Consider the following 23,134-nt stretch of genomic DNA (forward strand, 5'->3'; position numbering starts at 1 on the left):
CAGCTTCTTGGAAAGGGAGGCAGTCGCGATGGAGCCAGTCGCCACCGTAGGTCTCGACGGATCAGCCGAGAGCCTCGCCGCTGCCCACTGGGCCGCCGGCGAAGCCCAGCGGCGCACGATGAGGCTGCGCCTGTTGCATGCGTGGATCCTTCTCTCTTCGGCAGACGCCGGCGCCCTGCCCGAAGCGGACCAGAACTACTGGGCACGACGCATCGTGGATGACGCACAAGCCGAACTCAACGAGCGCTGTCCGGATCTGTCCATCACCAAAGACCTGGTCGCTGAGGAGCCGGCGACCGCGCTGCTGCGAGCGGCATCGGAGTCCGCCATGCTCGTGCTCGGATCGCGCGGACTGGAGGCCGTTGAGAGCTTCTTCCTCGGCGACGTCAGCATGCACGTCGTGACGCGGGCCGAGCGCCCGGTGGTACTGGTCCGCGCCGGCATGCGCGAGCCGGTGTCCGCCCGCCACGCAGGAGGCGTGGCCGTCGGACTCGGACTCCACGGTTCCTACGACCACCTTCTCGAGTTCGCCTTCGACACCGCCGCCGCGCGCGGCGCACCCCTGCGAGCCGTATACGGGCGAAACCTGCCGGTCCACGCCCACCTGCCCTGGGGCGTGGCCCCCGACGTGGCCAAAGAGGTCACGGAGGACGCCCGGAAGAAGCTGCACGAGCTGCTCCAGCCGTGGCGCGAGAAGTACCCCAGCGTGCAGGTGATCGACACCGTCCGTCTCGAAAGCCCTGCTCGCGCGGTCGTACGGGCCGCCGAAGAGTCCGATCTGCTCGTGGTCGGACGGCGGAAGCACGAGGGCGCCCTGCCGCCGCGTCTCGGCCCCGTGGCGCATGCGGCCGTGCACCATGCGCCGTGCCCGGTCGCAGTGGTTCCCCACAACTGAGCCGTAGGCGGGCGCGCGAAGTGGTCATCGGAGGCCGGACGTGGGCGTTGACGACCCCGGGAACGCGACACTCACAGCAGTAGGCCTGTCGCAGGACGAGGCCGCGTGGCGGCTGGAGGCCTACGGGCCCAACGCGCTCGCGACGCAGCCCCGCACGCCGGTGTGGCGGCGCGTGCTGCAGCAGTTGCGCGACCCGCTGATCCTGGTGCTCCTTGTGGCCGCCGCTCTCACCATCGCCACCGGCGATCAGGCCGACACTGCCGTCATCCTTCTCGTGATCACGGTGAACACCGTGGTCGGCGTCGTTCAGGAGGTACGGGCCGAACGCGCCGTGGCGGCCCTGGCAGCGCTGAGCGCGCCCGCCGCCAGAGTGATCCGCGACGGGGAGGAACGCTCCGTACCGTCAGCCGATGTGGTGCCTGGCGACCTGGTCGTGCTCGGCGAGGGCGACATCGTGCCCGCCGACGCTGACGTACTGGACGGGACGTTGCTGCTGGTCGACGAGTCCTCACTGACCGGCGAGTCCGTACCGGTGGAAAAGGCACCCGGCGCCGACCGGTCGCTGGGCACGGTGTCGGCGGGCACGGTCGTCGTCCGGGGGCGGGGACATGTGGTGGTGACCGCCACCGGGGTTCACAGCGCACTCGGGCGGATCGCGTCGCTCATGGTCGCCGCGCCCGGACTTACGCCGCTGCAGCACCGGTTGGCGCGGTTCGGCCGGGTTCTGGCCGCTGTCACCGTGGCGCTGTGTGCGGTTGTCCTCGCTCTGGGGCTGGTGCGTGGTCAGCCCGTGGAGCTGATGGTGGTGGCCGCGATCAGCCTGGCCGTCGCGGCGGTACCGGAGTCCCTGCCCGCCGTCGTGACACTCGCCCTCGCGCTGGGGGCGCGGCGGATGGCGGCCCGGCACGCCATCGTCCGCAGGCTGGCCGCGGTTGAGACCTTGGGGTCCGTCACCGTGATCGCCACCGACAAGACCGGGACCCTGACCGAGGGCCGGATGGTCGCCGAACACCTGTGGACACCCCTCGGCGAGGCCACCGCCACCGGAACCGGCTACGCGCCGGAGGGCCGTATCGTGCGCGCCGGCGAAACGGTCACCGTGGTCGACGCCCCCGACCTCGCCGCGTTGCTGCGTGCGGCAATGCTGTGCAACGACGCGGGGCTGGAGCCGCCCACGGCAGACGGCACGGCATGGCACGCGCTGGGTGATCCTACGGAGGCGGCCCTGCTCTCGGCGGGGGCCAAGCTCGGCCTGGACAGGACACTCCTGGAGCGCAAGCTGCCGCGGGTGGACGAAGTTCCCTTCGACAGCGATCGCAAGCGCATGACGACCGTGCACCGCCGGCCCGACGGAGGGCTGCGCGTGATGTGCAAGGGAGCCCCGGAGTCAATGCTCCGGCCCGGTGTCCTGGACGACTGCCCGGATCTCCTGGCTCGGGCAGCTGCCCGAGCGGAGGAGCTGGCCCGGCGTGGCTACCGTGTGCTCGCCGTCGCCGGGGCCGACCGCGCCCAGCAGCCATATGACGACCAGTCCTGGGAATCGGGCCTGTCGCTGCTCGGTCTGGTCGGCATCCTGGATCCACCCCGCGCCCAAGCGCAGGGCACCGTCGCCGCATGCCGGGCCGCAGGGATCACCTCCGTGGTCGTCACCGGCGACCACCCCCTGACCGCGCGGGCGGTCGCGGAGCGCCTGGGCATCGCGGCTGCCGACGAGGCAATCACCACCGGCGACCGCATCAGGGACAACACGACGGGCCCGCTGAACGACGTACGGGTCTACGCGCGGACCACCCCCGAGCAGAAACTCGACATCGTCCAGGCCTGGCGCAAGGCCGGGCACGTGGTGGCCATGACCGGCGACGGCGTCAACGACGGCCCGGCCCTGCGCCGCGCCGACATCGGCGTCGCCATGGGCCGCCGCGGCACCGAAGTCGCACGCCAGGCAGCCGATCTGGTGCTCGCCGACGACGCCCTGGCCACGGTGGTGTCCGCCGTCGAGGAAGGGCGCCGGGTCTACGCCAATGTGCGCCGGTTCCTGCTCTACGCCCTCGCCGGCGGCACGGCGGAGATCCTGGTCATGCTCCTCGGCCCCTTCCTCGGCATGCCACTGCCGCTGCTGCCCGCGCAGATCCTGTGGATCAACCTGCTCACCCACGGCCTGCCCGGCGTGGCGCTGGGCGCGGAACCGGTCGACCCCGGCGTGATGCGCCGCCCGCCGCGGCCTCCCGACGAAAGCGTGCTCGGCGCCGGCCTGTGGCCACGCATCCTGGCCATGGGAACCATCGTCGCCACGGTGACCCTGGTGGCAGGGGTCTGGGCGCGAGAGACCGGCCGCCCGTGGCAGTCCGTGATCTTCCTGGTCCTCGGGGCCACACAGCTCGGCGTGGCCCTCGGCTCCCGGGCACGCCCGGGAACCTTGGCCAATCCCTTCTTGCTCCTCGCCGTGGGAACAGCGCTCGGCCTGCAGGTCGCAGGCATCTATCTGCCGCCCCTGCAGGCGCTCCTGGGCACGGAACCTCTCCCGCTGTCCGACCTGGCGGTCGCGGCCGCGCTGTCCGGCCTCGGCCACGTCGTCATGCGCCTGCAGACGCGGCTGCGCCCGGAACGACCCCCGCCCGCCGCCTCGGCGACAGCTCGGTGAATCGAGAGATCAACCGTATTCCCGAACCTTCCCCCGTCGGGCTGCCTGCGTTGTGTCGGGCTCAGTCATCATCACCGGGCCGCGCGGTCGGGCCGGCTCCCGTCGTCCTGAACGTGGGCTTGACATCCACGACCCCCTCAAGCGTGCGGACCAGCCGGACGGCCAAGGGAACGTGCGCGGGATCGTCAATTTCCCCGCGCAGGGTGACCACACCCTCTTCGACGTGTACCTCCACGGGGCTGCCTGCCAGGAACGGGATCGCGGCGAGCTCGTGCCGTGCGTCCGCTGCGATCTCCTGATCGGAGCGGAGGAAGACGGTCAGCAAGTCACTGCGGCTGACGATTCCGCTCAGCCGCCCCGCCGAATCGACAACCGGCAGTCGCTTGACCTGGTGCCGTGCCATGATCCGCGCCGCCTCGGCGACAGGAGCGTCCACCCGCACCGTCACGGCCGGGGCTGTCATCAGCCGTTCCGCGGTCAGCGCGCCCACCTCGGCCACGTCGTCGGCGCGGCCGTACCGCTCGGTCGAGAAGTCACCGCTGTCGCGGAACTCCTCCTTGCGCAGCAGGTCGGCCTCGGAGATCAGGCCCGCCAGGCGCCCATTCCCCTCGATCACCGGAAGAGAGCTGACCCCCCAACGGTGAAGTGTCTGGACGGTCTCCTTGAACGATGCGGAGCGGTCGACGGCGACCACCGCGTGCGTCATCACATCGCCCACAGCCGAAGGGCCCCTCCTCTCAGGGACCTCCCTCGGCCGGACGGCCCGAGCCGGCGTGGGTGTCAAACCCGGCGTGGCGCCGACGAAGGAACCGTAGAGCGCGAGCAGGCGTCCACGCGCCACGGTCAACCGATGCGCAATGGTCCCGGCCACCTCCCGCAGCACGGCGAACCCGAACTCCCGGTCCTCCTCGCACAGGGCCCGCACAGAAGCGGCATCGAACTCGTATGCCTCCACGCGGCCGATCGCCTGCGCGCCGAAGGTCCACCGATAGGGCTCGAACATCCACGACCAACCGAGCAGTTCGCCCTCAGCCACCGTCTCGAAGACCGGCGTACGCACCCCTGGCACCTGCAGCTCGAGCGCGACGGTGCCCGAGCGAATGATCCAGAACCGATCAGCCTCGCCCCCCTCTTCGAAGACACGGCTGCCACCCGGGAATGTCACCTCCCGCGCGAGTCCCATCAGGCGCCTGCGGTGATCGGCCGGCAGAGCCTCGAGAACCTTGTGGACCGTCGGCATGCCTGTGCCTCCTTCGCTCGGGCCCTCACGGGCTTCGACGGCCGGCGCGCATCGCCACCGCGTGCCAGAACGCCCAGGGAACCGCCCGCTCTCTTCAGCCCTTGGCCGCACAGTGCACGCCGGCAGACACTCTCTCCGGGACCGGTGCCCGATCCTTGGTCCCACTTCCAGTGGACTACCAGTCGCCCGCCCAGGGGCGCGGGTGATCAGGCCTGAGGGACGACCGCGACCGGGCACTCGGCGTGATGCAGGACGGCGTGGGTGACGGGCCCCAGTTGTAGGCCGCCGTGCCCATGCCGTCTCAGGGCCCCGACGACGAGCAGATCGGCTGTGGCCGACGCGTCGATGAGCACCTTCTGGGCGGCGCCTTCGGCCGTCTTTCGGAACACACGGGCGCGGGGATGATCCTCCGCAGGTTCGCGCAGTGCGTCGGCCAGGAGGCTCAGGGCCTGCGCCTGGCGGGCAACCACGGCATCGCCTGTCAGCATCGGATGGTCCACGACCTCATGGGCCGGGCAGCGCCAGGCCCGTACTGCGGTGAGTTCGCTGCCGGACAGCTCGGCCTCACAGAAGGCGAACCGGGCAGCAGCCGACGTCTCTCCGGTGTCGCCCACTCCGAGAACGATCCGCTGGAAGGTGCCCTGACCGTTCCGCTGCGGGCCGCGTACGACGATGACGGGGCACGTGGCACGGGCCGCGACGGACAGACTCACCGACCCCAGCAGCAGCCCGGCGAGGGGACCCCGCCCCCTGGACCCGACGACGAGCGCGAAGGCGACCTGGCCCTCGCGCAAGAGAGCGGCCACGGCATCCTCGGGCAGCACCTCGGTCACGATCTTCAGATCGCGATTGCGGCTTCGGGCCCGTTCCGCGGCGCCGGCGAGGAGGTGCTCCACCCGCACTTGCTCAGGGGGACGGTCGGCGCCAGAGGACGGCACGCCTCCCTCGTAGCGTTCCCACAGCGATGCGTGGACGAGCCGCAGGGGCTTCTCGTGGCGAGCGGCCTCGTCCACGGCCCAGTCCACCGCCCGCAGACTGCAGTCGGAGCCGTCGACACCGACGACGATCGGGCTCTCCACGCTCCTCACCATCCCTCCGTGACTCTGTCGTGGGGCCTCTCCGTGCACTCTCGCACCGCAGGCGCCGTACCGCGACACAGCACCGAAAGCTGAGCCAAGCACCGGTAGCCCCGAACGGGCACGACCACCTCGACGCGTCGGCCCGGGGGGCCTGCACAGGGCGAGGCGATCCGTCGGCAGCTCCCGGGCTGTCACATGCCGAGCACCTTGGCCGCCCACCGGCGCCGTACGGCGTCCTCGTGCTCGGTCTGCTCCAAGCCAAGGCCGACGCGCGCGAGCGCCTCCTCCAAGCGGGGGATCCAGTGGCGCCGCAGTGCGCGGACCCGCTGACGGGTACTCAGCACCTCGGATCCGACGATCCGGGCGGCTGCCCGCGCGGCGGCGTACTCGGCTGCCGCCCGCACCGCCTCACGGTAGGCAGCCTCGGCATGCACCAGAGCGGTGTTGCCCGGTGCGGCTGACGTCGCGGCACGGTCGGGGGTCGTGCAGGTGGCACTCGAGGGGTGGCGCACCCCCATCGTGGACACCTCATCGACCGTGATGTGTGCGGGGCCGACACCGGCCGCTGCGACTGCCAGCGCATGCTCACCGCCCAGGAGAAGCCCTCTGAGCAGCCAGGTCTCGGCCTCCGTCGCCTGGCTGTGCCACCGCCCGGCACTGGTCTGCTCGGCTTGGAACAGGCGCTTGTGCCGGGCATGCAGGATGCGGAGCTTCTGTTCGAGGAGGTCGGCTCCGCGCAGGGCGACGTCCAGCCTGTGCCGCAAGCGCAGACGGGCGGCGCGGGAGGGCGGGGTGTGGGATGCCGTCGTCACTTGGCCGTCTCCCTCCCATCGGTTGGCTGCTCCTGTGCGCCGTGAGCATCCAGCAGGGAGGTCGGCAGCATGCCGAGCTGGCTGCGGGGCAGAGTGAGCAGCACCTCCCAGGCGGAGTCCAACGTTCGGTCGAGAGAGCGCAGTTCATCGCGCCGCTGGTCCACGAAGCGGTGGACGAACGCCTCGTCGAAGGTGAGGTAGCGGCGATCGGTCGGGCTCAGCGCCGCCTGCCCCACCAGGTCCGCGAGTTCGCGGACCTGTCGAGCCCGGGCGAGGGCAGCGAGCAGCTGCGCCGCGACGTCGAGGTGGTCGGGCCGGGTGCGGCCCGGGCCTGCGCCCTTGCGCATCAGGCGGGACAGCGAGGACAGGGAGTCCACGGGCGGGTACACCCCGCGGGCGTGGGTCTCGCGCGAAAGTACGATCTGCCCTTCGGTGATGTAACCCGTCAGGTCGGGCACCGGATGGGTGATGTCGCCCGCCGGCATGGTGAGCAGCGGCAGGACGGTGACGGAGCCGGGCCGTCCACGGATCCTCCCGCAGCGCTCGTACAGGGAGGCGAGGTCGCTGTAGAGGTAGCCGGGGTAGGCGCGGCGGGCCGGGATCTCGCCGCGGGCGGCGGAGACCTCGCGCAGCGCCTCGGCGTAACTGGTCATGTCGGTCATGACCACGAGTACGTGGCGGCCGCCGGTGAAGGCCAAGTGCTCGGCGACGGTCAGCGCGACGCGCGGGGTGAGGATGCGTTCGATCACCGGGTCGTCGGCGGTGTTGAGCAGCAGCACCAGCTCTTCCGCGGCGGAGCGCTCTTCCAAAACGTCGCGGATGAAGGAGGCATCGGGGTGGGTCAGGCCCATGCCGGCGAAGACCACGCTGAACGGATCGCCACCGGCCGTGGACTGGGCCGCGATCTGGGCCGCCAGCTCCAGATGGGGCAGGCCGGCCATGGAGAACACCGGGAGCTTCTGCCCGCGCACCAGGGTTGTCAGCGCATCGATGACGCCGACCCCGGTGAGCACCGGTTCGGACGGCGGTTCCCGCCGCACGGGGTTGATCGGATTGCCGCCGACCGCCGCGTGGGTCAGTCCGAAGACCGGCGGCCCACCGTCGATGGGCTCGCCACGGCCGTTGCAGACCCGGCCCAGCCAGCCGGGGCCGACCGGGATGCGCAGCGGCCCTCCCGCGAAGGCCACCCGGATGCCCGCCGGGTCCATACCGGCGGTGTCCTCCAGAATCTGCACCACGGCCAGTTCGCGGTCCACCTCCAGGACGAGGCCGTGCCGCTGCTCGCCCGATTCCAGGGTGACCCGGACGAATTCGTCCCAGCCGACCCCCGACACCCCTTCGACGACGGCGAGCGGGCCGCGCAGCTCGCGTACCGTCGTGTATTCGACCTCGCCCCAGGTGGTCACGGCCGCTGCCCGCCTCTGCGTCGGTCCACGGACGGCAGTGGGGTTTCCGGCTCGCCGCATGCGCTCACCGCACCTCCCGGAGTCTGGCGAGCGTGGCGTCCCGCCGTTCGGCCACCCCTCGGGCGTCATGCGGGCCCACCTCCTCGCGGGCGCGCAGAATCGGCCCGAAGTCCACCTCCTCGACGGTGGCCGCTGGTACGCCCGAGTCGACCAGCTCACGGCACTGGTCGATGACCATGAGCACGGCGTCGACCAGTGCCGTGGTTTTGTCCGCGCCACAGTATGCGTCCTGGGCGGACATGGCGCTCTGCTGGAGCACTGCCTCGCGCATGAGCCGTCCGGCGAGAACACTGATGCGCTCCTGGGCGGGCAGTGCGGTGATGCCGACCAGGTCGACGAGGTCGGCCAGCCGGTCGGCTTCGGCCAGCAGCGCGGCGACCCGGTCGCGCCGAGCGGACCAGGCCGGGTCGCCTGTCGCCGCCTGCCGGGCGCCGATCCCTGTCGCGTCGCGGGAGAACGATCCGGACCAGGAGACCGCGGGATAGTGGCGGGCGTAGGCGAGTTCGCGGTCCAGCGACCACAGGCAGCGCACGAACCGCTCGGTGTGCGCGGTGACCGGCTCGGTGAAGTCGCCGCCGGGTGGGGAGACCGCGCCGATCACGGTGACCGAGCCCTGGTCGCCGCCCAGTGTGGTCACGGCCCCCGCCCGCTCGTAGAACGCGGCGATCGCGGAGGCCAGGCGTGCCGGGTATCCCTCCTCCGCGGGCAGTTCGCCGGTGCGGGAGGAGAACTCGCGCAGCGCCTCCGCCCACCGTGAGGTGGAGTCGGCGATGAGTACGACGTCGAGTCCCATGTCCCGGAAGTACTCTGCGACCGTTGCGCCGGTGTAGACACTGGCCTCGCGAGCCATCATCGGCATGTTGGAGGTGTTGGCGACGGTCACTGTCCGGTCGGCGAGCCGTCCGCCGGTGCGAGGGTCCTCCAGTGCGGAGAGCTCGGTGATGACGTCGGCCATCTCGTTGCCGCGCTCCCCACAGCCGACGTAGACGATCACATCCGCGTCGCACCACTTGGCGATCTGCTGCAACAGCACGGTCTTCCCCGTGCCGAAGCCGCCCGGAACGGCGACCGTGCTTCCTCGGACCACCGGGAAGAGCAGATCGATCACACGCTGACCCGTGTTCAATGCCTCCCGCTCGCCGCCGCGCTCGCGCACCGGACGCGGCCGCCGGACGGGCCACGTCGTGCCGATCCGCACCTGCGTGCCGCCCGCCACGGCGACCACCGCGTCCTGTGCGTACTGTCCTTCGGGCGCGATCCGCTCCACGACGCCGGCGCAGCCCGGAGGGACCAGGACCCGCACCGGTACCGGTCCCGGCCCCCTGACCGCTCCGAGGACTTCGCCCTCCGAGACCGATGTCCCCTCTCTCACCAGTGGCGTGAACGGCCAGAGGCGTTCCTCGTCGGCGGTACCGGCCGCACCGGGCAGGAGCCAGTCCCCGCTGCCGGACAGCGGGCGAAGCAGGCCGTCGAAGATCCCTCCGAGCAACCCGGGGCCCAGTCGGGCGAAGAGCGGGCGGCTCTGGGGGCGTGCGAGGTCCCCCGGAGCGAGCCCGCCCGTGTACTCGTAGGCCTGGGCGGTGACCACGCCGCCGCTGATCGCCACCACCTCGCCGGGCAGCCCGCTCTCGCCGAGTGCGACCAGGTCGTACATCGCGGTGTCGCCGGTGTATTCCATCTCCACCAGCGGCCCGGCGACCCGCAGGATGCGGCAGGAACGCCCCGGCGGCTGCTGGGACGGGGGTGGCCGCTGGATTGCCTCAGGGCACCGTCTCAGGGTGTCCACAGTGTCTCCGCTTCTGCACCGAGCCGGTCCAGCGCGCGTGCGGCGAGGGCGTCCAGCGTGCAGTCGACACGCCGGCCCGCGGCGCGGGCGACAACGCCCCCGCCGGGGTGTTCAGTGAGCTCGGCCTCTCGCCCGAGGAGCCGACGGGCACGTCGGTCCAGCTGATCCAGCACGGTCGCGTACTCCGGTGCGTGCCGCAGTTCCCGGATGCGGTCGGTGGCGCGGCGGCACAGTTGCTCGTAGGTCTCCCTGCGAACTGCCAGTTCGCGTGCCCTGGCTGTGCGGCGGGCCCGCATGCGTACGCGGCGGCCGGCGGCCCTGCCCTGCGCCTCGCCCTGCCGGCGGGCTTCGTCGAGGATCTCCTGTGCCTGCGCTCGGGCCGTGTCGAGCAGCAGTGCCGCCTCGCGGTTCGCCCGGGCGAGGAGATCCTCCGCCTCAGCACGGGCAGTGCGCAGCAACTCGGTGCGCACAGGTTCGAGTGCCGCCCTCACCGGGTCGGGGACGGGATTGGTCATGGCGGCATCACCGCCGTCAGCGGCGGGATGTTCTCCAGCAGTGCCGGGTCCAGGGCGTCGGCCGCTGCCGGAGTGAGGATGACCAGCCCGACGTCTTCCGGCAGACCCCGCCACGCCTCGCGGACCGCCTTCGGCTCCTCGGCGATGAGTACGGTAACCCCGGCGAGGGCCAGCCCGGCGACCCGCACCCGCTCCCCGATCGCGGCCACGCTTCCCATGTCACGCCTTCCCGATGAGGATGACCGCGACGACCAGGCCGTAAATGGCGATGCCCTCGGCGAGGCCCACGATGACCATCGCCCGGCCGAAGAGCTCGGGGCGTTCGCTGAGCGCCGCCAGCGCAGCGGCCCCGGTGTAGGCGACCGCGATCGCTGCGCCGATCGACGCCCCGGCCACCGCGATCGCGGCCCCGATGAGAGCGGCGGAGCCGGAGCCGGAGTGCTGCGCGGCCGCCGCCGTGGTGGCGGCCTGCGCGGAACCGTCACTGAGCGCCACGCTGAGCAGTGCGACCGCCCCCACCAACAGCAGCGCGTCCGCTGCGACCACCAGCCGCAGGGCCGCCCTGCCCGAACGGCGCAGCAGCAGCCGGGTGAGAAGAAAGACCACCGCGATGACGGGAAGCACAATGAGCCAGGTGATCACGGCCCCACCTCCGTGCGTTGTACGGGCAGGTGCCAGGGCCGGAAGGGACGGCCCTGGGACTCAAAAACACGGGAGAACAGCTCGTAGAACTCCAGCCGCAGCGCCTGCACTGCGGCGACCAGCGCCTCCAGCGCGAAGGCGAGGGCATTGCCGACTGCGAAGACGGCGATCGCAGCAGGAACTGCTGCCGCCCCCGTGCCGGCGAGGGCCGTCGTGCCGCGCCACACGATCTCGCCCAGTGCGGCATGTGTGAGGCCGAAGGCAGCCAGACGCGCGAAGGACACGACGTTGGACCCGAGTCGCACCACCACGTCGAAGAGCTGGATGCCGGTCTGAACGGCGCCGCCCGGACCGCCGGCAGTGGCCGCGTACAACCCAGAACCGGCCAGAACCAGACCAGTGAGCGCGATCGCCGCGCCCACCAGCGCGAAACCGGTGTGACTCATGGAGACTGCGCCGACGATCACAGCGAGACCGAGAAAGAGCGCCGCTCCGGCGATGCCGGAGGGCGAGTACACGGCGCTCAACGGTCCGTTCTCCCGCCAGCGGTTCACGATCCCGGCCCCGTACGCCAGCGCGAGCAGTGCGGCGCCGATCCCGACCGACGTGGCGAGCAGTCGCAGGGGCTCGTCCAGCGGGTTCAGCCAGAGCACCGGCAGCACCCCGGTCGGGCCGAAGAACTCGCCGTAGGCGACACCGGCCAGCGAGCTGCTCAGTCCGGCCCCGGCCACAAACGGCCACAGCGGCTGGAGCGCGGCCGCCCAGCGGGGTCGCCCGAAACGCAGCAGCAGCCCGGCGAGGAGCAACAGCGCCCCGTGCCCTGCGTCGCCGAACATCAAACCGAACATCACCACGTAGACGACCCCAGCCGGCACCGTGGGATCGAGGTCGGCGTACGGCACGGTTCCGTAGGTCTCGACCAGGGGCGTGAAGGAGCGGCGCACCGCGCCGGTGCTGCACAGCAGGGTCGGTGGATCGACGCCGCGCGGTGCCCGCAGCGGCACCAGCGCACCCCCGGCGTCGGCGATGCGCTCGGCGGTCACGGGGACCTCGGCGGCAGGGCACCAGCCGGTCAGGGCTGCCACGGTTCCGTGCCGGACCGCGCTGCCGAGGCGTTCCTCCAGCTGTACCTCGCCCGCCAGCAGATCCGTACGACCCATGCGCTCGAGTACGGCGAGGTCGGGCGGGCGGGCACTGAGCACCGCTGTGTGAGGCTCGGCGTGCAGACCCTGGAGTAGCCGGGCCGCCGGTGCCCGCGTGGCCGGTCCGCCGTCGTCGATCCGGTCGATCTCGACGCAGCCCGCCTCGGCGATCCGCACGAGCGTTTCGCGCAGGCGCTCGTGCGGGGCGACGATCGCCACCCGCTGCATGCGAACAGGGATTGCGACGTCAGCCCGGAGCATCGAACGCCTCCGTCGGTCCGCCGCCGCGCGCGGCCAGCTCCAGTGCCCCGCGCACCCTCCAGGCATCCGTCGACAGCACCGCGACGGCGCCCACCACCGGTGCCGGGCCCCAGCTGGACCTGCGCAGCAGCTCGGAACCGTCCTGCCCCAGACTGTCCCACCACCGCGCCTCCGCGCGCCACAGATCCGCCGGTTCGTCGATCCCGTCCAGAACCCAGCGCGCCGGGGCCGGCAGGTGGTGCCGGAAGTCGGTGAACGTGGCCGCGCGCACGGCCTCGGAGCCGAGCAGTCGGCCCGCGCGCAGGGCGGACGGCTCCGTCAGCAGGCGACCGAGGACGAACACCTCGCGGCCGACCAGCAGGGCCAGTCGGCCCGCCGCCCAGCGCACGGCCTCCGGCAGGGCGGCAGCGGTGCGCACCGCGGCGGAGACTCGCATGCCGGTGCCCACCGCAGCAGCGGAGTCGGCTCCCGGGTCGCCCCAGACCGAGGTGGCCAGTGCGGCCCGCAGCTCCGGCGGCGAGCCGGTCCGGGCCACCCGGGGCCAGGCAATTGCGAGCGCACCGAGCCGGTAGGGCCGGCGAGGCCCGGGGAGCTGCGCACCCGACACCATCCGCAGGTGTTCTTCCGCGTTGGCGATCTCGAATCCGGCCGCGAGCAGGCGGATGGCCTCAGCGCCCGGGCGGGGCTGCCAGCCGGCGAGCACCCTCAGGTGCCACAGCAGGGTCGCTGCGACGGCCCGCTGGCTGTCGGCCAGCGACGCCTGGGGATCGAGGTCGTGCCGGTAGGCGGTGGCGCCCAGATAGTGCAGGGCGTCGTCAAGAGCCCGGGCGGCAGCCACTTCCCGGACGCCTTGGGGGCCCAGGCATCTGGACGCCATGGCTCTGGAACGGGTGACACCCGCTACCCATCCGGCGCCCATCACCGGCCGCCTTTCCGCGGCTTCCGGCCGGTGCCGGGCTGCGTGGAGGGTCTCGAGCCGTCGATCTCCTCGACGACGAGCGCCGAGATGCGCTCAAGGAGGGCGGGCATCCGGGTGTCTGCCCGGTGCCGTACCACCACCGCCTCGCGCTCTGCGGCAGTGAGGATCTCCGCTGCCTCGGCTTCGGCGACTTGGCGTACCCGCTCTGTGCTCTGCGCTCGTACGTCCCCTGCGCGGGCACGCGCTTCCGCGACGATCGCCTCGGCCTGTCGTTCGGCCTCCTGCCGCTTCTGTGCGGCCGTGCGGGCAGCCCGCTCACGGATCTCCGCCGCCTCGGCTTCGGCCCGCTCCAGCAGGGACAGCGGGAGTTGAACCTCGGCCGCCAACTGCGCGGAGCGGTCTACGGGCACACCTCCGGGCGCCGCCCTGCCGGGCGTGCCGACTGGGCGGAAGCGCATCAGGAAATCCCGGAATCCGGCCACGAGCGCTCCTCAGGGGTAGCCTCTGATCCAAGTCTCCACAGGGGCAGTGGCCGTGTCGCGCCGGAGGGAAGCGCTCTCCAGGCGCGGCGCGGCCTTCCCCCGCGCCTGCCGGTGGCTCAGTCGTGCGGAACCACGGCGACCGGGCAGGGCGCGTGGTGTACGGCCGCATGCGTTACACGGCCAAGGCGCGGTGCCATCGCGGGTCCGTGCTTCCGCCGGGCTCGCCGGTGGGCCCTGGCCGGCGGCCCAGTGGGCAGCGGCCAGGCTCTCGGCCGAACCGTCGAGGCCTACGGTGACGCCTTGGCTCGGTCACGACTGCCTCCGTCGATCGGCCCTCAAGAGCGTACTGTCGTCCCGTGGGTGCCAGCGGGACGCCGTGTGGGGCCGTGCGGGTCCGACGGGAATGGGTACGCGGCTTCTGAGCCGATACATCGGGCGAGGACGGCCCACATCCAGAAGTACCCCGAATCGCCCATCGGCTCATGCGGTCCGCGGTGTGACAGTGCCGCAGAGGTGCTGAGAGCGCAGAACGGCACGAGGAGGAGCTGGGAGCAGTGGCGATCCCCCTGGTGGTCGGGGTCGACGGATCCGAGGCCAGCTTCGAGGCCGTGGAGTGGGCCGCCAACGAGGCAGTCCGCCACGGGGTGCCGCTGCGCCTCGTGCACGCTGCTGCCCCGAACCGCGAGTCAGCCGACAGGATCATCGCCTCGGCATCGGTGCGGGCGAGTGCGTGCGCCCCGGCGGTGCAGCTGTCGAGTGAGGTGCTGCACGAGGATGCCGCGACCGCCCTGGCGGGGCAGGGCCGTAACGCGTTCGCCCTCGTCCTCGGGGCCCGAGGACGAGGCGACCTCGCCGGGCTCCTTCTGGGCTCGGTCAGCCTGGCCGTGGCCGCCCGTGCCGACTGCCCGGTGATCGTGGTGCGCGGCGCGGTGGAGCACCGGGATACCCGATTCGGGAACGTCGTCGTGGGCATCGAGGACGGGGAGGGCAGCGACACTGCCGCGCAGTTCGCGTTCCGCGAAGCTCAGGTACGGCAATGCGCCCTGGTCGCGGTGCACGCCTGGCATACCGCAATCAGCGGTCCCTCTGAACGACTGTCTGTCTCGGGGATCCCTCCCGAATCCCGTCGGCGAGCCCCGCCACAGGTCCTCGACGACGCCCTGCACGGCCACTCGGAGCGATACCCGGGGGTTCCGGTGAGCCGTAGGGCGGTCGAGGGACCGGCACGTCAGGCGCTCCTGGAAGCAGCGTCCGAAGCCGACCTGCTCGTCGTCGGAGCCCGCAGGCGGCGCGGCCACTTCGGCCTGCAACTGGGCCTGGTCAATCACGGCGTGCTGCATCACGCGCCGTGCCCCACAGCCGTCGTGCCACGGATATGACCGTTGAGGCAGTGGACCGACTGGTTCCGCGGCGCGTTACTCCGTACCGGTGCTGAGGAGGTGCCGCTGATGTCGGATGCGACAACCACCGATCTGTACGAAGTGACGATGGCGATGTCGTATCTGCGGGAGGAGATGACGGCTCCCGCGACTTTCAGCCTCTTCGTCCGCGCCCTGCCGCCCGACCGCGGCTTCCTGGTCAGCGCGGGGCTGGAGTCGGCACTGGACTTCCTGTCGGACTTCCGCGTCGGTCCGGAAGACGTCGAGGCCTTCGCCGCCGCGCTGCACCGTCCGGCTCGCGACCTGGAGCCGTTGCTCGGCCTGGAATTCACCGGGCAGGTGCGAGCGGTGCCGGAGGGCCGGATCGTGCTCGCGGGCGAGCCGCTGCTGGAGGTGACCGCCCCGCTTCCGCAGTCGCAGTTGGTCGAGACGTATGTGCTCAATCAGCTCAGCCATCAGACGGCGATCGCCTCGAAGGCGGCTCGGTGCGTCCTGGCTGCGGCGGGCCGTCCGGTCGTGGATTTCTCGCTGCGGCGGACCCACGGCCCGCAGGCCGGGTTCCAGGCCGCCCGGCTGGGCGGGATGGTGGGCTTTGCCGGGACAAGCAACGTGGCGGCGGCGACCGCGGAGGGGCTGTCGGCCGTGGGCACGATGGCCCACTCCTACGTGGAGGCCTTCGGGACGGAGGAGGAGGCGTTCCGCGCCTTCGCCCGGACTCACCCCGGCCCGCTGACCTTCCTGGTGGACACTTACGACACCGACGAGGGAGTCCGCACAGCGGCGCGCGTGCTACGCGACCTGGATCGCGGTCCCGGCTCGGCCATCCGGCTGGACAGCGGCGACCTCGGCGCTCTGGCGAGACGGGCCCGGGCCATCCTCGATGCCGCGGACCTGCCCGAAGTACGGATCATCGCCAGCGGCGGCCTGGACGAATTCGCCGTGGACGAGCTCGTCCGTTCCGGAGCACCGATCGACGTCTACGCCGTCGGTACCCGGGTCGGTGTCTCGGCTGACGCCCCGTTTTTGGACTCGGCCTACAAGATGGTCGAATTCGACGGCCGACCGGTGATGAAACTTTCCGCTGCGAAGGTGACGGCACCAGGGCCCAAACAAGTCTTCCGGTGCCCCGGATACGCCGACGTGATCTGCCTCAGCGACGAGCACCCGCCGCCAGGCGGCCGACCGCTGCTGGAGACGGTGATGCGGGAGGGACAGCGCACCGGCGAGCGCCCCGCGCTGGACGAGGCACGGGCCCGGTTCGCCGCCGATCTGACCGAACTTCCCCAAGCGGCCCGGCTGATCAAGGACCCGGTCGCCCCGCGGGCGGTTCCCTCCGAGCGGCTGGCCGCACTCACCGACCGGGTACGCCGGCGCATCGCGGAGGAAGTCCTGGCTCCGGCCACCGCACGGCGGCACAGCCCCGCCCGGGAGTGAACCGCGCCTGAACCGCGTCGGCCCGAGCCTAAGTTGCGACGGCTGGCCGAGCGAGCCCACACCCCGCCGTGGGCCGGAGGCGACTGCCCGCTCTGGGTGTCCATCGAACCCAAACGCCTCACGGGACGCCGTATCCACGCCGGCTGGACATCGGCACTGTTGCCGTAAGGACACGCTTCCCGCCGGCCGGTCCGCGACGCCGTATTCACCGGTGACATGGCACTCGACGTCCACCATGCCTTCCACCGCCCGGGGCAGGCGGGCCGCCACCGAACCCGTCGGCACTCGTTGCTGCACACGCTCTGTGCTTCCCCCAGTTGGTTTCTACCGCTGGCGGGCAGACCGTACCGACAATGAGGGCATGGACCGCCAACATGGTCTGCGGGAAGTGGGCCGGCAGGAGTGCCTGCGCCTGTTGACGCTCGTGCCCATCGGTCGGATCGTCTACACGGACGGCGCGCTGCCTGTCGCCCTGCCGGTGTATTTCGCCCTGGACCATGACTTCTCCGTAGTCCTGCGCACCTCTGCCACATCCCGTATGGCCCGTGCCGTCGACGGGGCCACGGTGGCCTTCGAGGCGGACCGGTTCGACGAGTCGACGCACACCGGGTGGAGCGTGCTGGTGACCGGCCGGGCCGACCTGGTGACGGATCAGCGGGAACGGGAACAGCTCCGGGAGGTCGGACTGCGCGCATGGGTGCCTGCGCTGGAGGAGGCCTTCATCCGGATCGCTCCCGACCTGGTGACGGGGCGCGTCCTTGGCGGCAGCGGGCAGGGAAGCCATGTGGGACAGGCCGCCCCTGGCGGGCGTCCCAAGAGTGGTCAGTGACCGTCCCGCTCCGGGCTCGACCGCGCTACGGCGCAGGCTCGGACTGGCTCACAAGCGCGGCGGCGTGATCTGGCACGAAGGTCTGGAGCTGCCTCGGGGGACGCTTGTACCCGGTGGACGGCGGGCGGGGCGGCAGCCGGAGATCAGGCTGCCGGACGTCCTTGTACGGCACGGTCGACAGCAGGTGGGCGATCATGTTGATACGCGCGGCGCGCTTGTCGTCGCTCTCCACGACGTACAAGGGCGCCTCGGGAATGTCGGTGTGCGCGAACATCTCGTCCTTGGCCTTGGAGTACGCCTCCCAGCGGGTGATGGACTCCAGATCCATCGCGGAGAGCTTCCAGCGCCGCGTGGGGTCTTCCAGCCTCTTGCGGAAACGCTCCTCTTGCACGGCATCGCTCACCGAGAACCAGTACTTGCGCAGCAGGATCCCGTCCTCCACGAGCATCCGCTCGAAGGTGGGGCACTGGTGGAGGAACCTCTGGTGCTCATCGGTGGTGCAGAATCCCATGACCCGCTCGACGCCGGCGCGGTTGTACCAGCTGCGGTCGAACAGAACGATCTCGCCGGCGGCGGGCAGGTGCTCGACGTAGCGCTGGAAGTACCACTGGGTGCGCTCACGCTCGGTCGGCACCGGCAGTGCGACGATCTGCGCGACACGGGGATTGAGACGCTCGGTAACCCGTTGGATGGTGCCGCCCTTGCCGGCGGCGTCGCGTCCTTCGAAGACCACGACGAGCCGCTTGCCTTCGGCCCGTACCCACTCCTGGAGTTTCACCAGCTCAATCTGCAGACGGGACAGCTCTCGCCGGTAGACGGCCGTCGGCAGGAGGTCGGGCCTGTCCTCGTCCGCCGACGCGCTGATCTTCGATGTATCGCCCCTGGTCCGCTTCCTGTCAGGCACCGTGCTCGCCTCCCTCGCCGACCGGCCGACGTGACCAGCATGGCCGGTACGGCGGTGAGCCGCCCACCCTTCGCGCGCAGGCCGCCGTATCCGATTGCCGCGCCGTGCTCCGCGTCATGGTGTTTCGCGTCCACGGGGAGCTTGCCCGGCTGTCGGCGCGCTGCCATCGCCGTGCGTCCGAACGGCCCACCACGACAGCCACGGGCGCCGGTCCCCGGATGCGGCCCCATGTGATCACCTCCACGATGGAGACATGACCACCGTCGGCGCTTCCGAGCCCTTCGATGCCTTCCGGGCCCTGGCCGACCGGCACGGGCGGCCCGGAGGGCAGCTCGTAGAAACACTGGCCGCAGCCCGGGCGGGGACGACGGACAGCCCCGAGGCCTGGGCCCCCGACATCGCCCGGCGGATGGGCCTGCCGGCTGCCGCGGGGCTTGGCCCGGCGGCCTACTACGCGGATCTCGCCGTGCCGCACGGTCGCCGCCACGTACGGGTCTGCGCGGCCGCGGCCTGCTTCGCCGCGGAGGCCGGCCGACATCTTCCCGAGGTGGAGCGGGAGTTGGGCGTCGCCGCCGATACAGTCACGCCGGACGGGGAGACATCGCTCCAAACAGTCCGCTGCCTCGGGTACTGCTACACCGGACCCGCCGCTCTCGACGGTGACACGCCCTGCACGGGGCCGACGCTGGCCGCTCAGCTGGCGGGGCGGGAACAGCCGCGGGCGCCAGAGATTCCGGCGGCCGACGACACCGGTGACCCGGTCCTGCTGGGCGGTGTGGTGTCCGGTGAACCGGCCTGGCAGGTGTGGCCGCGGACGGTGACCGACGGCAGCCCTGATCAGGTGCAGGAGGAGGTGGCCGCCGCCGGGCTGCGGGGCCGTGGCGGCGCGGGTTTCCGGGTGGCCGCGAAGTGGGCTGCGGCGGGCCGCGCCCCCGGCACTGTCGTCGTGGTCAACGGGGACGAGGGCGACCCGGGTTCATACGCCGACCGGCTGCTGATGGAGCGCGACCCCGCAAGAGTGCTGGAAGGACTGGCCCTTGCCTGCTTCGCCTGCGGTGCCCGGCAGGGCGTGGTGCTGGTCCGCTCCGAGTATCCGCAGGCCCTTTCCCGCATGCGCGAGGCCGTCCGACAGGCGTATGCCGAGGGCTACTTCGGAAAAGGGGTGCACGGCACTTCCACGGATCTGGACGTACGGGTCGTCTCAGGCGCCGGGTCCTACGTGGCCGGCGAGGAGACGGCGCTGATCGCGGGACTGGAAGGAGGCCGGGGCTGCGCACGGCCGCGCCCGCCGTACCCGACCGAGCGCGGTCTGTGGGATGCGCCGACCGTGGTCAACAACGTGGAGACGCTCTCGGCCGTCCCCTGGATCGTCAGCCGTGGCGGAGCTGCCTACGCCCGGCGCGGCACGCCGGCCGAGACCGGGACCAAGCTGGTCTGCCTGTCGGAGCGGTTCGCGCGGCCCGGCGCGTACGAGGTCGAACTCGGCACGCCGGTGCGGCGGATCGTCACCGAGCTGGGCGGTGGTCTCAAAGACGGTGCCGAGCTGACGGTTGTTCAGGTCGGCGGGCCGCTCGGCGGCTTCCTGGCCGCTGACGCGCTGGATGTGCCGCTGACCGAAACCGCCCTCGCGGCTCGAGGCGCTGCGCTCGGCCACGCCGGACTGGTCGCGTTCGACCAGCGCGTGGCGCCGGAGGATGTGCTGCGGCACATCTGGGGATTCGCCGAGGCCGAGAGCTGCGGCGCGTGCTCGCCCTGCCGTGTCGGTTCGCGCCGGGGACTGGAGATGGCATCCGCCGGTGTGCCGCCGGGAGAGGAGTACGGGCGCCTGCTGCACGTCCTGGCCGAGGCGAGCCTGTGCGCCTTCGGACGTCGGATCCCGCCCGCGGTACGGAGTCTCGCCCGCGCTTACGGAGACCGGATGGCGGGGTGGGCGCAGTGATCGGAGTCGAGGTCGACGGCTCGGCCGTCACTGTGCCGGATGGTGCTTCGCTGCTGATGGCGGTGCGTGCGGCGGGGATCGAGCTGCCCACGCTGTGCTACGACGACCGGTTCAGCCCCGCTGGATCCTGCCGTGCGTGTCTGGTGCGGGCCGACGGGAAGGTCATCGCGTCGTGTGTCACTCCGGCCGTCGCGGGGGCCGCGGTCGAGACGGCCGCCGACGACTTGCGGGCGCTGCGGCGTGAGGCGGTGGAGGTCATCGTCTCCGCCTTGCCGCCCCGTGCTCTTGACGCCCTGGACGCCGAGGGCAGTGAACTGGCGCGCGTCTGCCGGTCGCTGGGTATCGGGTCCGAGGTGGCCCAGGGCGCCGGGGGCGGAGGCCGTGACGACTCCCATCCGTATGTGCATCTCGACCGGGACCTGTGCATCGCCTGTGGGCGGTGCGTTCGGATGTGCGCCGAGGTGCAGGGCACCTTCGCGCTCACCCTGGTGGGCCGGGGCGCCGACACCGTGGTCGCGCCCGGCACCGGTGGCCCGTGGGCCGAGTCCGACTGCGTGGCCTGCGGGGGCTGTGTGGACACCTGCCCCACGGGGGCGATCACCGAGCCCGCCCCCGGGCGCGGGCTGACCTCCGCCCACCGCCCGGATGCCGCCGTGACCCGTACCACCTGCGGCTACTGCGGCGTCGGCTGCTCGCTGGACGTCGTCACCCGGGACGGCGAGATCGCCGCGGTGCTGCCGGACCGGGACGGCCCGGTCAACCGCGGACACGCGTGCGTCAAGGGCCGGTTCGCGCGCGGCTACCTCCGCTCACCGGAACGTCTGACCCGTCCTCTGCTGCGGCGGGACGGGCGCCTTGAACCGGTGAGCTGGGCGCAGGCCCTCGACCACATCGCACGGGGTCTGCGGGCGGCGATCGCGGAGGGCGGCCCGGAGGCGGTGGCCGCGATCTCCTCCGCACGCGCCACCAACGAGGAGAACTACCTGTTCCAGAAGTTCATGCGCCTCGCGATCGGCACCAACAGCATCGACAACTGCTCTCGGCTGTGCCACTCCCCGTCCGCGTCCGGACTGACCGCCTCCTTCGGCCTGGCCGGCGGCACGGACACCTTCGATGACGTGGAGCGGGCCGACTGCCTGCTGGTGGTCGGCGCCAACCCCATCGAGGCCCACCCGGTCGTCGGCGCACGGCTGCTCCACCGCGTTCTGCGCGGTACGCGGCTGATCGTCGCCGATCCACGCGCGGTCGGACTCGCACTGCACGCCGATGTCCATCTGCGGCCACGCCCCGGCACCAACGTCGCCCTCTGCCATGGAATCGCCCACGTCATGCTGTCCGAGGGCCTGGTGGACGAGGCGTTCCTGCGCGAGCGGGCCGGCGGGCTGCCCGAACTCACCGCTCTGCTCGCCGACTACCCGCCCGAGCGCGTGGCGGACATCACCGGCGTGCCCGCCGAAGACATGGTCAAAGCCGCCCGGCTCTACGGAAGGGCCGAACGCCCGGCCATCGTCTACGGCCTCGGCGTCACCGAGCATCTGCACGGCACCGACGGCGTCCGCTCCCTGGCCAACCTGGCAATCCTGCGCGGAGCGGTCGGCACCGACCGCGGCTGCGGCGTCAACCCCCTGCGCGGACAGAACAACGTCCAAGGGGCCTCCGACATGGGCGCACTGCCCGACACCCTGCCCGGGTACGGAAAGGTCACCGACCCCGCGGTACGGGCCCGCGCCGAGGCCGTCTGGGGCGTGCCGGTACCCGCCCGCCCAGGGCTGCGCATCCCCGAGATGTTCGCGGCGGCGCGGGCCGGAGACCTGCGGGCGCTGTGGGTCATCGGCGAGGACGTGTGCGCCACCGACCCCGACAGCAACCGGGTGGCCGAGGCCCTGGACGCCTGCCCTCTGGTCATCTGCAACGAGCTGTTCCTGTCCGAGACCGCCCGCCGTGCCGACGTCGTCCTGCCCGCAACATCCTGGCTGGAGAAGGACGGCACCTTCGTCAACTTCGACCGTCGATTCCAGCGGGTGCGCCCCGCGGTGCGGCCACCGGGCGAGGCCCGCAGCGACTTCGAGGCCCTGCACGCGGTCGCCTCCGCCCTGGGCGTCGACCTCGGCTGCCCCACCCCGGCCGACGCGCTCGCCGAGTGCGCACGCATCACCCCCGTCTTCGCCGGACTCTCGCACCAGCGCCTGGACCGTGAGGGCGCGATCCCGTGGCCCTGCCGGGACCCCGATCGCCCTGGCGAGGCCACGCTCTACCGCGACCGGTTCGCCACCGCCGACGGGCGGGCCCACCTGGCCGCCGTCCCGTATCTCCCACCCGGCGAACAGCCCGACGACGACTACCCGATGATCCTGGTCACCGGGCGACGCTGGGCCCACTACAACTCCGGCAGCATGACCCGGCGCGGCGACAACCTCCGCCTGGACCCGGAGGACTTCCTCGACCTTCACCCCTCCGACGCCGCCCGGTACAAGCTGACCGACGGCGAACCGGTCACCGTGGAAAGCCGCCACGGCCGCGCCCGGCTCACTGCCCGGATCGGCGGCTACACAGCCCCTGGCCAGGTCTTCTGCTCCTTCCACTTCCCGGCCAGCGGGGTCAACCGCCTCACCTCCGAACACGCGGACACGGCAACGTCCTGCCCCGAATACAAGGTCACAGCCGTACGGGTCGCCCCGCGCCGCGCTCAAAGTGCCTGATCCTGATGCCTCCCGAAGCGGTGTCGTAAGCCGCAGCCTCCTGGCGTGGCCGGAGGCGTGGCCGGAGTTG

19 protein-coding genes are annotated in these 23,134 nt (G+C 71.9%); 7 read left to right on the forward strand and 12 right to left on the reverse strand.

The genetic code is table 11. The features are described from left to right. The first annotated feature begins 28 nt into the window (after window positions 1-28). Together ACY34J_RS06315 and ACY34J_RS06320 are read left to right on the forward strand one after the other, a co-directional pair. The gene (locus ACY34J_RS06315) at window positions 29-895 is read left to right on the forward strand and encodes a universal stress protein (RefSeq protein ID WP_462725644.1); all 867 of its coding nucleotides are present in this window, start codon (window positions 29-31) and stop codon (window positions 893-895) included. 40 nt (window positions 896-935) lie between these two features. Continuing rightward, window positions 936-3,536 (forward strand): cation-translocating P-type ATPase, encoded by a 2,601-nt coding sequence (locus ACY34J_RS06320; protein WP_462725645.1) that lies wholly within the window; start codon window positions 936-938, stop codon window positions 3,534-3,536. 61 nt (window positions 3,537-3,597) lie between these two features. Here the strand turns inward: ACY34J_RS06320 and ACY34J_RS06325 are convergent, their stop codons facing one another. The 11 genes from ACY34J_RS06325 to ACY34J_RS06375 form a co-directional block, all read right to left on the reverse strand. After that, the gene (locus tag ACY34J_RS06325) at window positions 3,598-4,776 is read right to left on the reverse strand and encodes a CBS domain-containing protein (protein WP_462725646.1); all 1,179 of its coding nucleotides are present in this window, start codon (window positions 4,774-4,776) and stop codon (window positions 3,598-3,600) included. A gap of 206 nt (window positions 4,777-4,982) precedes the next feature. Then, complete coding sequence (locus ACY34J_RS06330; protein ID WP_462725647.1) at window positions 4,983-5,855, reverse strand: universal stress protein; 873 nt, start codon at window positions 5,853-5,855, stop codon at window positions 4,983-4,985. A 191-nt stretch (window positions 5,856-6,046) separates the two neighbouring features. Beyond that, window positions 6,047-6,667: a V-type ATP synthase subunit D gene (locus ACY34J_RS06335; protein ID WP_462725648.1), complete on the reverse strand. Its 621-nt coding sequence runs from the start codon at window positions 6,665-6,667 to the stop codon at window positions 6,047-6,049. Continuing rightward, window positions 6,664-8,073: a V-type ATP synthase subunit B gene (locus ACY34J_RS06340; RefSeq protein ID WP_462725649.1), complete on the reverse strand. Its 1,410-nt coding sequence runs from the start codon at window positions 8,071-8,073 to the stop codon at window positions 6,664-6,666. Before ACY34J_RS06340 ends, ACY34J_RS06335 begins: the two co-directional genes overlap by 4 nt. Before the next feature lie 64 nt (window positions 8,074-8,137). Next, the gene (locus tag ACY34J_RS06345; protein ID WP_462725650.1) at window positions 8,138-9,919 is read right to left on the reverse strand and encodes a V-type ATP synthase subunit A; all 1,782 of its coding nucleotides are present in this window, start codon (window positions 9,917-9,919) and stop codon (window positions 8,138-8,140) included. Further along, window positions 9,907-10,434 (reverse strand): V-type ATP synthase subunit E family protein, encoded by a 528-nt coding sequence (locus ACY34J_RS06350; protein ID WP_462725651.1) that lies wholly within the window; start codon window positions 10,432-10,434, stop codon window positions 9,907-9,909. The genes ACY34J_RS06345 and ACY34J_RS06350 overlap by 13 nt, the downstream gene beginning before the upstream one ends. Further along, a complete protein-coding gene (locus ACY34J_RS06355; protein ID WP_462725652.1) occupies window positions 10,431-10,652 on the reverse strand; it encodes a V-type ATP synthase subunit F in 222 nt (73 codons plus the stop codon). The genes ACY34J_RS06350 and ACY34J_RS06355 overlap by 4 nt, the downstream gene beginning before the upstream one ends. A 1-nt stretch (window position 10,653) precedes the next feature. Beyond that, window positions 10,654-11,076, reverse strand: coding sequence for an ATP synthase subunit C (locus tag ACY34J_RS06360; RefSeq protein WP_462725653.1), 423 nt, complete (start codon window positions 11,074-11,076; stop codon window positions 10,654-10,656). After that, window positions 11,073-12,446: a V-type ATPase 116kDa subunit family protein gene (locus ACY34J_RS06365; RefSeq protein WP_462725654.1), complete on the reverse strand. Its 1,374-nt coding sequence runs from the start codon at window positions 12,444-12,446 to the stop codon at window positions 11,073-11,075. The genes ACY34J_RS06360 and ACY34J_RS06365 overlap by 4 nt, the downstream gene beginning before the upstream one ends. Window positions 12,447-12,465: 19 nt before the next feature. Further along, window positions 12,466-13,317, reverse strand: coding sequence for a hypothetical protein (locus ACY34J_RS06370; protein WP_462725655.1), 852 nt, complete (start codon window positions 13,315-13,317; stop codon window positions 12,466-12,468). An 80-nt stretch (window positions 13,318-13,397) separates the two neighbouring features. Continuing rightward, window positions 13,398-13,880, reverse strand: a complete 483-nt coding sequence (locus ACY34J_RS06375) for a hypothetical protein (protein WP_462725656.1) — start codon at window positions 13,878-13,880, stop codon at window positions 13,398-13,400. A 554-nt stretch (window positions 13,881-14,434) separates the two neighbouring features. Here ACY34J_RS06375 and ACY34J_RS06380 point away from each other — a divergent pair. The 3 genes from ACY34J_RS06380 (at window position 14,435) to ACY34J_RS06390 (ending at window position 17,522) form a co-directional block, all read left to right on the forward strand. After that, window positions 14,435-15,259: a universal stress protein gene (locus ACY34J_RS06380; protein ID WP_462725657.1), complete on the forward strand. Its 825-nt coding sequence runs from the start codon at window positions 14,435-14,437 to the stop codon at window positions 15,257-15,259. A 69-nt stretch (window positions 15,260-15,328) separates the two neighbouring features. Next, entirely contained in the window at window positions 15,329-16,693 is a 1,365-nt protein-coding gene (locus tag ACY34J_RS06385; protein ID WP_462725658.1) for a nicotinate phosphoribosyltransferase, read from the forward strand. A gap of 361 nt (window positions 16,694-17,054) precedes the next feature. Next, complete coding sequence (locus ACY34J_RS06390; RefSeq protein ID WP_462725659.1) at window positions 17,055-17,522, forward strand: pyridoxamine 5'-phosphate oxidase family protein; 468 nt, start codon at window positions 17,055-17,057, stop codon at window positions 17,520-17,522. Window positions 17,523-17,547: 25 nt separating this feature from the next. On the opposite strand, the gene ppk2 is transcribed toward ACY34J_RS06390, so the two are convergent. Continuing rightward, window positions 17,548-18,387: a polyphosphate kinase 2 gene (gene ppk2 / locus ACY34J_RS06395; RefSeq protein WP_462725728.1), complete on the reverse strand. Its 840-nt coding sequence runs from the start codon at window positions 18,385-18,387 to the stop codon at window positions 17,548-17,550. Between the two features lie 292 nt (window positions 18,388-18,679). Here ppk2 and ACY34J_RS06400 point away from each other — a divergent pair, with 292 nt between their 5' ends. Both ACY34J_RS06400 and fdhF read left to right on the forward strand, forming a co-directional pair. Further along, window positions 18,680-20,365: an NAD(P)H-dependent oxidoreductase subunit E gene (locus tag ACY34J_RS06400; protein ID WP_462725660.1), complete on the forward strand. Its 1,686-nt coding sequence runs from the start codon at window positions 18,680-18,682 to the stop codon at window positions 20,363-20,365. Then, entirely contained in the window at window positions 20,362-23,064 is a 2,703-nt protein-coding gene (gene fdhF / locus ACY34J_RS06405) for a formate dehydrogenase subunit alpha (protein WP_462725661.1), read from the forward strand. The genes ACY34J_RS06400 and fdhF overlap by 4 nt, the downstream gene beginning before the upstream one ends. Window positions 23,065-23,134 lie beyond the last annotated feature (70 nt).

It is taken from the genome of Streptomyces sp. HSS9-12, assembly GCF_054963655.1.